This window comes from Paenibacillus amylolyticus (assembly GCF_001570725.1).
Classification (GTDB): Bacteria; Bacillota; Bacilli; order Paenibacillales; family Paenibacillaceae; genus Paenibacillus; species Paenibacillus amylolyticus_A.
Genome location: NZ_BCNV01000004.1, coordinates 55,894 through 70,670, shown reverse-complemented (window position 1 = coordinate 70,670; position 14,777 = coordinate 55,894). Strand labels below are relative to the sequence as shown.

Annotated in this window: 12 protein-coding genes; 5 read left to right on the top strand and 7 right to left on the bottom strand. The window is 47.3% G+C overall.

From position 1 onward, the window contains the following. Positions 1–169: 169 nt before the first annotated feature. Together PAHA3_RS19435 and PAHA3_RS19430 are read right to left on the bottom strand one after the other, a co-directional pair. Positions 170–1,222: a hypothetical protein gene (locus tag PAHA3_RS19435; protein ID WP_062836386.1), complete on the bottom strand. Its 1,053-nt coding sequence runs from the start codon at positions 1,220–1,222 to the stop codon at positions 170–172. A 90-nt stretch (positions 1,223–1,312) separates the two neighbouring features. After that, positions 1,313–3,028 carry a DUF6138 family protein gene (locus PAHA3_RS19430; RefSeq protein WP_062836385.1) on the bottom strand — a complete coding sequence of 572 codons (1,716 nt, stop codon included), beginning with the start codon at positions 3,026–3,028 and terminating at the stop codon, positions 1,313–1,315. A gap of 331 nt (positions 3,029–3,359) precedes the next feature. Between PAHA3_RS19430 and PAHA3_RS19425 the strand changes: the two genes are divergently transcribed. Continuing rightward, positions 3,360–3,602 (top strand): DUF7662 domain-containing protein, encoded by a 243-nt coding sequence (locus tag PAHA3_RS19425; protein WP_062836384.1) that lies wholly within the window; start codon positions 3,360–3,362, stop codon positions 3,600–3,602. A 367-nt stretch (positions 3,603–3,969) separates the two neighbouring features. Here the strand turns inward: PAHA3_RS19425 and PAHA3_RS19420 are convergent, their stop codons facing one another. The 3 genes from PAHA3_RS19420 to PAHA3_RS19410 all read right to left on the bottom strand — a co-directional run bounded on the left by PAHA3_RS19420 (position 3,970) and on the right by PAHA3_RS19410 (position 9,092). Continuing rightward, complete coding sequence (locus PAHA3_RS19420; protein WP_062836383.1) at positions 3,970–5,622, bottom strand: extracellular solute-binding protein; 1,653 nt, start codon at positions 5,620–5,622, stop codon at positions 3,970–3,972. 142 nt (positions 5,623–5,764) lie between these two features. Then, positions 5,765–7,357: a response regulator transcription factor gene (locus PAHA3_RS19415; RefSeq protein WP_062836382.1), complete on the bottom strand. Its 1,593-nt coding sequence runs from the start codon at positions 7,355–7,357 to the stop codon at positions 5,765–5,767. Beyond that, positions 7,332–9,092 (bottom strand): sensor histidine kinase, encoded by a 1,761-nt coding sequence (locus tag PAHA3_RS19410; RefSeq protein WP_062836381.1) that lies wholly within the window; start codon positions 9,090–9,092, stop codon positions 7,332–7,334. Before PAHA3_RS19410 ends, PAHA3_RS19415 begins: the two co-directional genes overlap by 26 nt. 161 nt (positions 9,093–9,253) lie before the next feature. On the opposite strand from PAHA3_RS19410, the gene PAHA3_RS19405 reads away from it, so the two are divergent. The 3 genes from PAHA3_RS19405 (at position 9,254) to PAHA3_RS19395 (ending at position 11,672) form a co-directional block, all read left to right on the top strand. Continuing rightward, positions 9,254–9,532 carry a hypothetical protein gene (locus PAHA3_RS19405; protein ID WP_062836380.1) on the top strand — a complete coding sequence of 93 codons (279 nt, stop codon included), beginning with the start codon at positions 9,254–9,256 and terminating at the stop codon, positions 9,530–9,532. A gap of 306 nt (positions 9,533–9,838) precedes the next feature. Continuing rightward, positions 9,839–10,759, top strand: coding sequence for an ABC transporter permease (locus PAHA3_RS19400; protein ID WP_062836494.1), 921 nt, complete (start codon positions 9,839–9,841; stop codon positions 10,757–10,759). A 34-nt stretch (positions 10,760–10,793) separates the two neighbouring features. Beyond that, positions 10,794–11,672: a carbohydrate ABC transporter permease gene (locus tag PAHA3_RS19395; protein ID WP_017692164.1), complete on the top strand. Its 879-nt coding sequence runs from the start codon at positions 10,794–10,796 to the stop codon at positions 11,670–11,672. Between the two features lie 44 nt (positions 11,673–11,716). Here the strand turns inward: PAHA3_RS19395 and PAHA3_RS19390 are convergent, their stop codons facing one another. Beyond that, the gene (locus tag PAHA3_RS19390; RefSeq protein ID WP_062836379.1) at positions 11,717–11,908 is read right to left on the bottom strand and encodes an aspartyl-phosphate phosphatase Spo0E family protein; all 192 of its coding nucleotides are present in this window, start codon (positions 11,906–11,908) and stop codon (positions 11,717–11,719) included. A gap of 282 nt (positions 11,909–12,190) precedes the next feature. Then, on the bottom strand, positions 12,191–12,901 hold the full coding sequence (locus tag PAHA3_RS19385; protein WP_062836378.1) for a MarR family transcriptional regulator: 711 nt from the start codon (positions 12,899–12,901) through the stop codon (positions 12,191–12,193). A 270-nt stretch (positions 12,902–13,171) separates the two neighbouring features. Between PAHA3_RS19385 and PAHA3_RS19380 the strand changes: the two genes are divergently transcribed. Then, the gene (locus tag PAHA3_RS19380) at positions 13,172–14,698 is read left to right on the top strand and encodes an FAD-dependent monooxygenase (protein ID WP_062836493.1); all 1,527 of its coding nucleotides are present in this window, start codon (positions 13,172–13,174) and stop codon (positions 14,696–14,698) included. The last annotated feature ends 79 nt before the right edge of the window (positions 14,699–14,777 follow it).

The following is a 14,777-nucleotide window of genomic DNA, read 5'->3' as shown; positions in this document are numbered from 1 at the left end:
CTTTTGATCTAAATATTCATTACTTTTTCTTCCATCTTCTGGTCTTAATGAAACACTCCAAAGGACAGAGACGGATGTATTCATTTATCTGTCAGCTGTCACTTTAGAATCCAGTTAATCTCTTTCTCCGTAGGAATCCTACCGCTTACTAGGTGTTACGGTTAATCGATCAAACCTTTAGATCTGTTAAACGAACAACCCTGCGATAGTACATCGCATCCATCAAATCCTCCCAGTCGAGTTCACTGGCATTAACGTCTCGATAATAGACCGCAGCAGCAGGCAAGAAACCAATCAACGGCCCTGTTCCACCGCAAATCAGACTCCCACCGTCTCCGCCTTTGGGCATCACGTCGCCAGCCGAATCGAGTGTAAGCTCATACTTGTAGGGATCACCTGCAAACTGTATGCCAAAGAAATTCGGTAGTTCCAGATCATAAGGACGATCATCCTTTTCTTCAACTCGTGTAGAGTCTAGATCTGTCGATTTATCCACAATCTCATCCACGCCTTCCAGACTTCCAAAGTGCTTCAATCTCATCGTATAGTTGAAGCTGTCCCCCCAGGGGAATAAAGTGCGACAACCGCCGCCATAGATATACTCCCATTCGTCTTCGGTCAGCAAACCAAAGCCCGCCGCTGCTTCCTCCCTCACAACGTCCTCCAGTTCTATTCCTTCGTTGAACCACAGGATTCGGACTTCATCTTCACCTTGGCGAATGAGACGGAATTGTTGATGCAATTCATATTCACGTATATCCGACTGCTTAAACTGCTCCAGTGCTGACGGGAAATCAGGATCTTCCTGCGCGTGTGCTTCCTCCTCGGATACTTCAATCCAGCCAAGCGAGATCAGTTCACATTCCACGAGCATCGGCGCAATATTCACTTCTCTCACAGGTGACATTTGGCTCGCCAGAAACGAATCCACGTCCTCCACACCATACTCACTGACCGTTTGATGCAGGTCGGCTGAGGTCTCTTCGTTCATTCCATGTTGCCAACGATCCCAGCCGAGCGTTACTTGATCCCCAGGCACAAACACAAATCTCAGCCCATCCTCCGTAAATACACCTGTCTCCATTCGCTGACCGAATCGTTCAAATGTCTCGAGACCCTCATATACCATACCATCTGGTAAACGACGAATAAGCTTACGCATCCAAGCCTCTTTATCCTGAGCATTCAACCCCTGCCACATGTCTCGTCTCAATGCTTCCATAACTTCTCCCACCTTTCCTTATACACTTTCACTTCTCTAAAATGCTTTGCTGGCTCATACATCACAATCTGACTTGTCTTGTGTACATCCTCATTTCCCTGCGGCTTGCAACATTTGTAGCAATAATTCCTTCCGTCTTCCCTCCGCTTTGCGAGCGAGCGTTGTGAGCTTCTCCACCTTGCCAAAGATCGGATAGAGCACACGTTCCGCTTCATAATGCTCAAGTTCTTGAATCTGTCTAACCAACAGTTCGAGTATTACCTCATTTTCCAGCACGGGCTGAATCTTCAGCTTCAAGCTGTCCGTAGAACGACGCAAACTGGCGACTAACGCAGGTATGGATTGAGCCGTTACACCCTGTTTTTCTACAAATGCCGCAATGAACTTATCCTGAATTAACTGATGCTCATCATCCACTTCACCCATGTAATATTCAACCAGCGGGAAATACCGCTCATCCACGAGCCCCAGCCCAAAGGTTGCATAACTGCCTGGCATACAGCTCTTCTCACCCTCGGTATCCTCATAAAACTCAAACTCTTGGATAGCCTCACGCGCATACTCTTCCAGGAGTGGATGCAACTCCGGGTACTCCAGTGCATTAGCAAAGAATCGGTGCGTATCCGACTTCGCGAGCCCTTTAATCGGCAAATACTGCTTTACGGCAGATTTCAGCTTGATCTTATAACTTTTCGGAAAGCCCTGCTTCAACAGATGAGTGATAAAGGTAAGTGCCTGCTGATAAGCACTCGCCTCTTCCTTCCGAATGTGAATGGTCATCAGAGCGAATACATCATTTGCTTTGCATTCCACTTCTTCCGTCTTCACATGAATATCGTCCTTCGCATACGTCCCGCTACCTTCTGTCATCATGCGTTCCGCACGACGGCTACCGAGTTGCTTCGCCAGTTCCAGGAAAGTTACACCTTTGGGTTTGCTATAGCTCGGCTCAAATCGTAGAATCATCACCGCCGCGTATAATAGCAGATCTATTGGTTGAGTCCCGAATGTTTGCGCCCTCCCCTGCTCGTCCGAATGTTGGCCTGCCTGTGTTTCGATGTTCGATTGAAGCGTTGCTCCGGGTTTAAGCGAATATTCGTTGGTACGATAAGTCGAGGACTGCACATCAAAATACTGTGGCAAAAACTGATTCTCCGCCCATGCCGTCACCGCACGAGTAATCTCACCACGATGTTCCGCAAGTGCATCCGGACGCCCCTGATTCAACGCTTGAATCCGATCATACTGCCTGATCGTCCATGCTACATCCAACTCCGGCAACAGCTTCGGATCAAGCAGATGACTTGTCAAAAAGAAGGACTCCAAGCGCTTCGTTGGATATGTACCGTTCTCCAGTTTCTTGTCTACATAGCTATAAATACGCTCAAGGAGTAGCTGTCTTTTCTCCTCATTAATATATTCAAGTAACGTCAATTGCATCTTACCTTCGGTTGTTGGGAATTTCCCACGAAAGGTAAATCGATAGTCAATCAATGGTGTATTAGCCAGCTTGTCCAATCTGTCTTGAACAACCTCTACAAGCTTTGGCCCGATCTCATTCCGTACCTGTTCCTCTGTAAAGGCTCCTGCCTGCTTCGATTTCAAACCATCATCCAAACCTAAATCCAGACTGTCTACGGTGGTCCGGCCAGGTCTGTAATCCAGCACAATATCATTGAAGATGCCCATTTGCAGCGTGGTTCGCTTCACAACACTTTCCAGATCATCTCGCTTTTCCTGTTCATCAAACCATTCGTGGATCGTCGTAATCATCTCTTCCATCGCCTGATCATAAAGTGTACTCATCTAATCTCCTGCCTTCCCATACATCTAATGATGTTTATCAACAACACTTGAACCTCTATGAATCCCGGATCAATCCGGGGCGTCTATGTTATAAATACGTATTGACGTTCGCATACTACCTATTATTTTACTCTCTCCAGCACACCCGGAACAATAAGGCAGCAGGGGGAGAAAAGGTGGTGAAAGATGCCCATAAGTGGTATTTAAGACATGCCCTAGTCAAAGAGATCTACGGAAGCCTTTCACATCTATGTAGACTCTCGGCATGCCCTCGCTATCATCTTCCCCACGTTGTATAATCATTGTATTCCTTTTCAGGAGGTCTGACTAAATGAGCTATAGCAAATACTTCCCTTTGGAAAACTATTTGAATCAGGTTTCAATCACCCTTACATATGCAGAGCTTGAGGAAATTCTCGGATTTACGTTACCCCCTACAGCGTATAATCGCGAACAATGGTGGGTGAATAATTCCAATAATCATACACAGGCACTATCCTGGTTAAATGCCGGCTGGAAGGTGGATAATGTGATTTTAGGAAAAAACGTTACCTTTGTCCGCTTCGAGTCATAGATAATCATGTACTATATAAATTGAACTAAAGATTATTCACACTTACAACTCCAATGACAGAACAACCTTCCGATCGCTGTTATCCCCAGATTTTTTTCATTCACTCTTAAAAGGTGAAAATCCAGGGATAAAGGCGAGCCTATGCTTCCGATGCAGCTTTCTTTCAGAAAGCTTTTAGCTTCGCTTTTTCAGGTTATTTCTGTCCTCTTCGTTCTCTTGTGAATGTTTTAGTTCAATTTATATAGATTATTTGTATTAACCCTCAAAGGCTCTATTTTTCTTATCCTTGTTGTTTTTTGTCATGAAAATGCCTACAAAAAAAGCAGAGTAGATCCGATGAATTCATCGTTCTACTCTGCTTTATTTATTAATTAACTGTCTTATACCACTCGTTCACTTCGGCTGTAATATCATCGCCGCCCATGGACTTCCACTTTGTCACAAACGTATCAAATTCCTCAATGCCCACCTGACCATAGATGATCTTGCTGAACGTATCCTTCTCCAGCTTGTCGATCGCGTCCTTCTTCATTTTCATCGTCTCGGTTGGTGCCCCGGTGAACTTGTTCTTGATCGCGTTATCTTTATTCGCAACAACCACCTCAGCGGCGACAAACACTTCCGGTTTGTTGGCAATCTTCGTATTTTTCTCAAAAGGAGTCTCCGGCTCTTTGCCCTTCGCCAGTTCCGCTAGCGTATCCATCATCAGATTCGGGATCCGGGCACCATCATACGTAATCGTATATTTGAGTGGGGATACGCCGTCTTTTACTTCAGCTTCACCAACAACTTTGCCATCCACGATGTCATAGTCATATCCTTGCGCAAAGCCATGTTCGAACTCGCTGCCCACTTCCGGGTTGGCAAAGTTGTCGAACAGATAATTCTGATACGTGAAGAAAATCTCCGGGTTCGCCATGTCTTTGTTAATCAGCACCACCCCGTTGCTTGCACCAGAACCATGTTGATGGCTCTCGCCTGTTGGCCCTGTAGGTAAGGCAATAGCCTTGTACGTGGCACCATCCACATTTTTCTTCACATCATCGATCGGCCAGTTTGGCATCCAGTGTGGCCCAACGATAATGCCAGCTTTACCTGCGGTGAACAGTTCTGCTGCCTTGATCTCGTCATATACGCCTGCTTCTTTGGGCAGATAACCTTTGGACAACCAATCTTTCATCGTCGCAAGGCCTTCCTTCACACCTGGCTGGATGGAACCATATTGCAGTGTGCCGTCTCCAGCATCATTCCATTGTCCAGGCATCGTGTTGTACATGCCGAAGATCCAGCCCGATTCCGTCATCCACGTATTGAGCGCATTCTTCATGCCGACAGTGAGACCATACGTATCTTTCTTGCCATTCCCATCGGGGTCCTGATTCGTAAAAGCATCCATCACCGTAACCAGCTCATCCATGGTTTTTGGTTCTTCCAGTCCCAGCTTCTTCAACCAGTCTTCCCGAATGAACATGACCGAATCACCATTGTAGGCATAATCAAAGATCGGAATGCCATAACGCTCGCCCTCATACATGTATGGATACCATTCCTCCGGTGCCGATTCAGATGCCTGTTTCCATGTGTCCGAAGCATATTGGTCAAATAACTCGCCTGCATTGGCAAACTTGCCGGATTCGATTAATTCCCTTACCAGATTGTAGTCTCCCCGAATGGAGACGATATCCGGCAATTCCTCGTTAGCGGACAGAGACAAGCGCAATTTTGTATAAAATGCATCATTGGTCACCGATACGGCCCACGGTGTGGTCAGATCGATACCAAGTCGTTCCTTGGCCCATTTGGTATGCACATTGTTCTGTGCCGTTTCCCCATTCTTGAACTTTGTATCATCATTCCAGGCCCGCAAATAGCTCATCTGTACCGCCGGTTCATACTTCCCATCTTGCAGAGCAAGTGGTGCAGTTGCTTCCTTCACCGGTTCTTCCTTGGCCCCCGAACTGCATGCCGTTACAGCAACCATCGTTATTGCGAGCAATGCCGTCATCATTTTTCTATACATGAACTAACCCCTCCTCAGGTAACTTGGATACCCTTTTGTGCCAAATGCACCTCTGCATGTGGCATTATGCACCTTACATGAAAAGGATAGTGCAGCCGGGGAGGCAAACATATATCACAATTTCAATGTTCATATTGATTTGTTAACCGTTCCGAAAATCTTGCGGGGTCAGTCCATAATGTTTGCGGAACACCTGAATGAAATAAGGCGTGTTGTTGTACCCCACTTCCTGACCAACTTCATAGATCTTCATCGCCGTATGCTTGAGCAAATGAACCGCACGTTCCATTCTGGAACGGATAATATAATCACTAATACCTTCACCGGTGGATTGTTTGTACATTTTCGACAGATATACCGGGTGCAGATGCACTTCTCCAGCAATGACCTGCAACGATAGATCCTCACCCAGATGATGGTCGATCCATTGCTGCACCTGCCTAATGAGGGTTGATCCCGCATCCTGTCCCGCCTCGCTGGTGCTCTCTGCCCAATGCTGCATCACAGACCGAGTCCACGTTTCAAGACTGCGTAGCGAGATGCCATAACCATCCTTGAGCAGCTGCTGATACTGCTCCCCAAGCACTTCGGCTAATTGCCTTCCTTCCCGATGAGCCATATAGGAGAATGCCGCCGCCAGATAATGAAAAGCCACATACACATGCTCCGGGAACACACTGTTCGACAGTTCGGCAAAGATCTGATCAATCTTACGGTGTGCATCCTCCATGCGCCCGGCTTCCAGTAACGTCGTTAGACCCGGCGGTTCATACAGCGCTGCAAGAGACTTCAACGTGGCCCCATTGGTTCCTGCCACCGCATTCAGATGTAATCCTTTGCCCGCCTCGGCCTGCTTGCGAAGTGCACTCACAGCTTGATGATATAGCTGCGGCACCTGTTCTGGGAAACGTCCCATGCGGCTAACCGATAGTGAAATGGTCGCGTTCAGATACTGCCTCACACTGTGGATTAACCGTTCTCCGAGTCGGCCCATTAACATCTCAGGTTCGGCTTGGGTTTGTTTGGGACTGGTCATGAAGACTAGGTCATCATAGGCGTCATCCGTATGGCAGAGATGATAGGCACTGCCGTAGATCTCTTCCACTACATTCGAGATGGCGTACTTCATCAGCCGAAACGCTTTATGTGTGGCTTGATGGTCATCATAACGGATGAGTAGCAGCTGCATTTTATCCTGTGGACGGAACACGATCTCCAGCTGCTCCAACTTATCCGTGAGTTCTGCATCCGCAAATTTATGCCCTAACAGCACATCCTTCATCAGCTCCGCCCGCTTCTCGGGCAGATGTTCCCTCACCGAATACATGGCCCGCTGGTGCAGCATTTGTTTCTCACCCTCCAGGCGAATCTGCACGGCGGCCTGCTGCACGGATTCGATCAGTTCCTCATCCCGGACCGGTTTGAGCAGATAACTGACTGTCCCATGTTTGAGCGCCTGCTTCGCATAATCGAAGGAAGCATGCCCCGATAAAATAATACATTTGGTACGTTCCCACTTTTGCCGGATATGACTGACCAGATCCAGACCGGACAGACCCGGCATGCGAATATCCGTGATAATAATATGGACCTGATGTGTTGCCATATGTTCCAGTGCCTCTTTGACTGAATAGGCTTTGAATACCTGACCAATCCCGTGTTCTCTCCACGGTATGGAGACGGCGATCGACTCTACTGCGGAATGTTCATCATCCACGACCATCAGATTCATCATTCGTTTGTTCCTCCTCAAACCATCGAATTTCTACACTAAGTCCACCATAGGGAATCGCTCCAAAATGAAGCCCGGACGACAGCCCATATCGTGTAACGAGACGCTGGTGCACATTCCATGTGCCTGTTCCAATCTCTTCGCCCATCGGTTCATTGATCTCCCGTTCCAATTCCGCAATCTCTTCCGCTGTCAGCGTGACACCGTCATTGTCTACAAACAGGCTGTATCTTGTATATTTTCGTCCCTCAATATGTTCGGGTACCGCCATACCTGTTACGACAACATGCCCACTGCCTTCCATCGGCTCAATACCGTGGATCACCGCATTCTCTACGATCGGCTGAATGAGCAGTCGCGGAATGTGAAGCTGCATCAGTTGCTGCGGTACAGCGATCTCGTAGGTCAGCCGGTTGGTCCGCATCTGTTGAATGGACAAGTAATGGTCCAGCAGCCGGATCTCTTCTTCCACTGTCGTCATATCATTCTCGCCCCGCGTAATGTAGCGATAGTAGTCACCCAGGCTTAGCGACATGGCAATAACCGCTTCACGGTTGCCGAGCTGGGTCATATTTTTGATATAAAACAGGCAGTTGTACAGGAAATGAGGATTGATCTGTGATTGCAGATGTTTAAGTGTGGCTTCACGTGAGCGAATACGTTCCTCGTATACCTTCTCGATCAGTTCCTGAATCTGCTCCGCCATATGGTTAAAGCTCTGGGTCAGGTACGCAAATTCATCACGAGAGTGATCGACTGGAATCCGTGTGGACAGCTGCCCTTTGCGAATCTGTTGCAGCCCTCTCATCAAACGGTGGATTGGCACCTGGACTTTTCGATACAAAAGCAGCGCAGCCCCGATACTCAGCACGAGCAGTAACAGAATGGAGGTAATAAACATATTTCGGCTCTTATCCATCGGGGTTAGCAAATCATCCAATACCACTGGGTTCACGTATACTGCCTGTAGCTGTTTGGAGTGCACGTAACTGACCAGATATTGCTTGCCGCCCACCTCCAATTGATGATTGCCCTCCCTCTCCGTTCCGTTAAAAGGCATATCTCGCATGATCGCTTCAACCAGTTCGGGGTCCGCCGTACGGTTCAGTAACGGCTCATTGCCCGGTACTAATAAGAAAGGATCTCCGCCCTGCGTTTCTTTAAAATCATCCAACATGGCAACCACGTTCATCGGGTCAAAATTAATCTCCATCACCGTTCGCACGCCTGTATTCACCGGTTTTTCATTCCACTCATAGTTATCTGTGAAAAAGTAGGTGAAGCTCCCCTGCTCCAGCTGCCATTGGCCCGGTTGCGGAAACGTCAACATCTTCTCATCGTAGACCGTCCGGCTGGACATGGTGGATAACACAAGTTCGGCTTGTGGCAGCACAATGGTAATATCGTTCTTCCAGCGGCTGGTGGACTGGTACAACGATAATTTGTCGAGAATATCCAGATAGATGCTGTTCTTCTCATACTGGCTGGTTAAATCCGTCATGTAACGGTAGTGCAGGATACTCGGATCCCGCAACAATGTAAGACCATACAGTGAGAGCTGCTCGATATTTTTATCCACCTGGGAACTGAAATAATTGAACTGGTTCAGACTCGACTGTTGTTTCTCTTCAACGACCATGTCCACATTTGCCTGATTCGCGTATGTATAGAGCAGCAGAATGGGTACGAGCAGGCAGATTAAAAGAATGACCGTCTTCGCAAATACTGTGAATTTCATCGTTTCACCCTGTCCCTGAATTTGAAGTCGTTCTACACCGAAGTCCTATTTTATATTGAAAACCCTTACATTTCTATATGATTTTATGTTCTCCGTCTTTCCTACGACCTGAAATCTCCTTATACTGGAAATGAATCAACATTTCGTGAGGGGGCTCTGTGATGCAACTGACAGAACAAGGCATTTTGCATATTGAAGAAGATGATATTTCCAGCTTGTACTGTTACAGGGACCTAGATGGCATGGCTTTTGATGCTTCATTCCTGTTTGAGTTACAGCTTCAGGAATTAACCTTATCTCCAGGTAGCGTTCGGGCGATTCAGTTTGATTTTGAGGGAGAGGAAGCCCCGCTCTATGAAGAACGGGAACGTTTAGTGACCGAGGTACAGTCAGCGGTTCGTACCGTTGATACGCAGTATGATGGCTCGATTGTGAAATAATAGAGGCATGTTCAGCATGAAGGGCATATCGGAAGCAGAAAACATATGGCAGGAGCTAACCTGATAACAGGAGCGTTTGACTTTACAGTCGGATGCTCTTTTTTGCTGTTTCCATCAACAGGTTAATATTTCAACATCCGCATTGAAATGTTGTTCTATAGTCCGCCCTTTTCCGTTGTTATAATTCAGTTGCTCCACTCCGTGCAGAGGCTTGATCGCCTCATGTTGCCCGGGGTTGGACGAGATAAAGGAGGGACCCTGATGGCTATGGAACAACCGTTAACAACCAATAAGCCGGTGCGAAAAATGACACCCCATGCACGCAAACGTACCCGCTGGAATTTCAAACGCACGTGGCCGCTGCATCTGATGCTGCTGCCTGCTGTACTGCTCACTTTGCTGTTCGCCTATGTGCCCATGGGCGGCATTATTATTGCTTTTCAAGACTTCAAACCGTGGCTGGGGTTCACTGGCTCCAAATGGGTCGGCTGGGACAACTTCCGGTTCATGTTCGAATATCCCGACAGCGTTCAGGTCATCTGGAACACGGTACTGATCGCTTCGATGAAAATTGTGGCCGGACTTGTGGCCCCCGTGGTGTTCGCCATTTTGCTGAATGAGGTTCGGAACTCCACGTTCAAACGTTTCTCACAGACCTTGGTGTATCTGCCCCATTTCCTGTCCTGGGTTGTCCTGGGTGGTATATTGCTCGACATGTTATCACCGGAAGGCGGGCTGGTAAACCAGGTGTTGGCGGCGGCTGGCGTTGAACCGATCTTCTTTTTGGGGGATGGCGACTGGTTCCGTGTAACGGTAGTTGTTAGTGATGTATGGAAGGAATTTGGATTCGGAACGATTGTATTTCTGGCAGCACTTGCGGGTATTAACCCCGCATTATATGAGGCTTCGGAGGTAGATGGGGCAACACGACTTAGACAGACATTACATATTACCCTGCCTGCACTCGTGCCGATGATTATCGTAGTAGGTACGTTATCGCTGGGCAATATCCTGAATGCAGGCTTCGACCAGATCTTCAACCTGTACAATCCGCTGGTATATGAAAAAGGCGATATTATCGATACCTTTGTCTACCGGATGGGAATTCTGAATGGCAAAATGAGCTTTGCGACAGCCGTTGGACTATTCAAATCATTTGTCGCGATGTTCCTGGTCATCTCTGCGTACCGGATGGCTTACAAAATCGCCAATTACCGTATTTTTTAAAAGAGTTAGCATAACGCATTAAGGAGGAATCAAGGTGTATCACAAAACAACCGGGTACCGTATATTCAATGGTTTCAACCTGATATTCATCGCGGCCGTCTCGATCCTGTGCATCCTGCCGCTGGTCCATATTCTGGCCGTTTCCTTCAGTGGTAAAGCGGCAGCATCCGCCAATCTGGTAACACTGTGGCCGATTGATTTTACGGTGGACGCCTATACCAAAACATTTGGTAACAGTAACTTTCTCAGTGCACTCTGGATCTCAGTCCAGCGTACGGTTCTAGGTACTTTGCTCAGTATGACACTTGTCTTCCTGACGGCTTATCCATTATCCAAGGAGAGTCTGCATTTCAAGGGGCGCTCGTTATATGCGTGGTTTTTCATCTTCACGATGCTATTCAGCGGGGGATTGATTCCATCCTATATTTTGATCCAGAAGCTTGGACTGATTAATACGATGTGGGCTCTCATTTTGCCAGGCGCGGTGGCTGTCTGGAACCTGATTCTGATGATGAACTTTTTCCGTAACGTGCCAAAAGAGCTGGAAGAAGCCGCATTCATTGATGGAGCCAACCATATTACGACCCTGTTCAAAATTTATCTGCCTGTATCCATGCCCGCCATTGCCACGATCTCCTTATTCACCATGGTAGGTCAATGGAATTCCTGGTTCGACGGGCTGATCTATATGAATGATGCTTCCAAATATCCACTTGCCACGTTAATGCAGACCATTATCGTACAGCAGGACTTCTCCAACATGAACGTGGATGCAACGCAGCTCCAGAACATGTCTCAACGTACGGTGAACGCGGCTCAGATCTTTATTGGCGCTCTGCCGATCCTGCTCGTATATCCGTTCTTGCAGCGTTTCTTCGTAAAGGGGATTGTGCTCGGGGCGGTAAAAGAGTAAGGCAAACACACGGAATCTCGACATGAAATTCTTTGTTCAGAAGGTTATGATTTCATTTGATTTGCGATCGTTCTCCCACGAGTTGCGTTGTTATATTCATTAATTAACTCATCCAGCACCATGGATTGGCGAATAACTTCCGGATGCCACAGTTCCGGATATTGATTTGCAATCTGGTAGAGTCTTTGCCGTGCATGTTCGATACATTCCTGAATGGTTTCCGGATTATGTACCATACTCCCGCCCCCTGTTGTCCTTAAATATCCATCATCCAAAAAAGACCATCTAATATAATATTCGGAACAAGAGGGGATTTGGATTACCCCAAAATTAAAATTTTGGTTATTTTTTCTTGTGAAATTTATTTTTAGCGTGGATCACATAACCTGATGTGCATATATGTTGAATGCAAATAAACCGGATCGGCTGCGGCCTGTCCGGTTTTATAGCGTTTATTTTTTTGCAGAACAACTTCGTATGCCGAGATGAATATGAGCAGGCTCAACAGCTTACTTACGCTAATCCTCATATTTCGTAAAGAAAACATCCTCAAGAACGGCCTTGGCCTTCTTCAGATCACGGGAATTCAGCGTATGAAGCATCCCCATAATTTCATTCATTTCCTCGTTAACGGTTACTGCTTCCGTACTCTCATTATCATGTGAGACTTCATCGGGATATGGAATAACTTCACTAGAAACCAATAACGGACCATCTTTTTCTGTATGGAACCAGGACGCCTGTGCCGTATCACGGAGAGCATGAACTATGAACTGCAATTCATCTTCGGTATATCGTTGCAAAAAACGGTTTGCGCCAAGATCAATTTGTTGATGCATGGCTTGATGTAAACGATATATGTCTTGACCCCGTTCTGACACGCGAAACAATACTTCTTTTTTATTATCCGGCAGGTATTCAGGCAAAATGATATTTTTCTGGACCAGCCTCTTGGTGATTTTGGAAACTGTGCCTTTGGAAAAGCCGAATTGCTTCGAAATGGTTATGCCATTTACAGGTTCAAGTGTTCCAATGGCATCCAGCACATGCAGCATAGTAACCGTCATGTCTTCGACTAACTCTTGAACCTCCGGATTAGGGCTGTTTTGGAGCAGCCACTCCTTCTCTTCGTCATCTTCCGCTTGGAATTTAATCTGTATGTCTTTCACAGCTTCCAGCACTTCATCAATCAGGTGCTCTTTATTGTGATAGTTTGATGGCTTGATCATCCTTTTTCCTCCAACACTAATGAACTTCATCCCAGTATATCAAGGACAGGTTCATAAATAAAGTTTCCAGGAAACAATATTGACAAATGAATAGAATTTAAACTAATATTGTTGCAAGGAAACTTATTGTTTCTCAGAAACAATAAGTTGTAATTTTCATAGTCCGTTAGTTATTAGAAACAGAACTTTATTTCAGATCCAATTTAGAGAGGAACATTACAAATGACAGATATACGATTCAATCCATCGCAAGAGAAGCAACAACCGGGTGTGAGTCCATCGAGGAAAGATTACGATATCGACGTATTGGTTGCAGGCGCCGGTCCGACCGGATCTACATTAGCAGCAGATCTTTTGCGCCGCGGCCTTCGTGTCCGACTGGTCGACAAGGCTCCCCACGCCTTCAAAGGTTCTCGTGCAAAGGGAGTACAGCCGCGAACCCAGGAGCTTTTGGAGGACCTCGGCGTGCTGAGTGAGGCTCATGCGGAGGGAGATTCTTACCCGCTCGCAGGTATTCATCTCGGGCCCATCACCGTGCCGTGGCGCATGCAACAACGGAATAAACCTACACCAGATGTGCCCTATCCGAATATTCTTCTGCTGGCTCAACACCGCACGGATGCCATCCTGCACCGACTGCTCAAACGTCAGGGACTGAATATTGAATTTAACAACGCGGTGGATTCTTTTGAACAGGATGCCAATGGGGTGACAGTGACGCTCTCTTCAGGGGAGAAGATTCGCAGCAGATATCTGGTGGGGGCAGACGGTGGTTCCAGCACCGTTCGTAAAGGTGTTGGCATTCGTTTTGTGGGAGAGACCAACGAATCGGATCGGATGCTTATCATCGACGGTACAATCGATGGGTTGTCGCGCAGTCGTTGGCATATGTGGCCACGCACAAAAGGTAAATTTGTCGGAGCATGTCCCCTGCCACATTCCGACCAATTCCAAGTCATGATCAGGTTGGGAGCAGACGAGAACCCAGACCTCGACGAGGCTGTACTTGCCGCTCAGTTCCACAAGCTCACTGGTTTACGGCTCTACGATATTACCTGGAGTTCTGTATTTCGTCCCAACGTGCGACTTGCCGAGCATTATCGGTCGGGCCGGGTCATTCTTGCAGGCGATGCAGCCCACGTCCATACCCCAGCCGGTGCGCAAGGACTCAATACCGGTGTACAGGACGCTTACAACCTCGGCTGGAAGATAGGTCAGGTCATTGCTGGCGCACCCGATCGCTTGCTTGACAGCTATGAAGCTGAACGTCAACCTATTGCCGCACGAGTACTTGGAAAATCCAGCGAGTTGTACGCCAAGCTCGATAATAAACGCCTTGCCAGTCTCAAACGAGGTGATGAAGAACGTCAGCTCACACTATCGTATCATGGTGGTCCACTTAGCTCTGAGAATTCATCAGCGACCAAGTCACTTCAGGTCGGAGATCGAGCACCCGATGCTCCATGCATCGGCCCAGGCGGGGTAAGACGTTTTTTTGAAATTCTCCGTGGACCACAATTCACATTGCTTGCTTTTGGAGCCAATGCCGCTCATATCCTCCCTGACCTGATCTGGCCGGCTAGTGGTGCCGAATTGCACAGATACATCGTCAGTACTGGTAATGAAGCCGAACAGAATGTTATCAACGACACCACCCAAAAACTGACTGACATCTACGGCATTAATAGCGACACGCTGATACTTATTCGACCCGATGGTTACATCGGCAGCATCATCAAGAGCGACTGGCAGACGGAATTTGAGAATGTAGTCAGCATGGTTACCCCGCCACGTTAAGTGAGAAATATTTAAACTGCGCTTCTAGCATCAAATGGAACTTCGGCCTGCGGTATCACATCAGATAAACTATTTGTTA

Excerpts from the sequence above, each read along its gene's own strand:
- PAHA3_RS19435 (WP_062836386.1), bottom strand. The coding sequence starts at position 1,222 with ATGGAAGCATTGAGACGAGACATGTGGCAGGGGTTGAATGCTCAGGAT.
- PAHA3_RS19430 (WP_062836385.1), bottom strand. The coding sequence starts at position 3,028 with ATGAGTACACTTTATGATCAGGCGATGGAAGAGATGATTACGACGATC.
- PAHA3_RS19425 (WP_062836384.1), top strand. The coding sequence starts at position 3,360 with ATGAGCTATAGCAAATACTTCCCTTTGGAAAACTATTTGAATCAGGTT.
- PAHA3_RS19420 (WP_062836383.1), bottom strand. The coding sequence starts at position 5,622 with ATGTATAGAAAAATGATGACGGCATTGCTCGCAATAACGATGGTTGCT.
- PAHA3_RS19415 (WP_062836382.1), bottom strand. The coding sequence starts at position 7,357 with ATGATGAATCTGATGGTCGTGGATGATGAACATTCCGCAGTAGAGTCG.
- PAHA3_RS19410 (WP_062836381.1), bottom strand. The coding sequence starts at position 9,092 with ATGAAATTCACAGTATTTGCGAAGACGGTCATTCTTTTAATCTGCCTG.
- PAHA3_RS19405 (WP_062836380.1), top strand. The coding sequence starts at position 9,254 with ATGCAACTGACAGAACAAGGCATTTTGCATATTGAAGAAGATGATATT.
- PAHA3_RS19400 (WP_062836494.1), top strand. The coding sequence starts at position 9,839 with ATGACACCCCATGCACGCAAACGTACCCGCTGGAATTTCAAACGCACG.
- PAHA3_RS19390 (WP_062836379.1), bottom strand. The coding sequence starts at position 11,908 with ATGGTACATAATCCGGAAACCATTCAGGAATGTATCGAACATGCACGG.
- PAHA3_RS19385 (WP_062836378.1), bottom strand. The coding sequence starts at position 12,901 with ATGATCAAGCCATCAAACTATCACAATAAAGAGCACCTGATTGATGAA.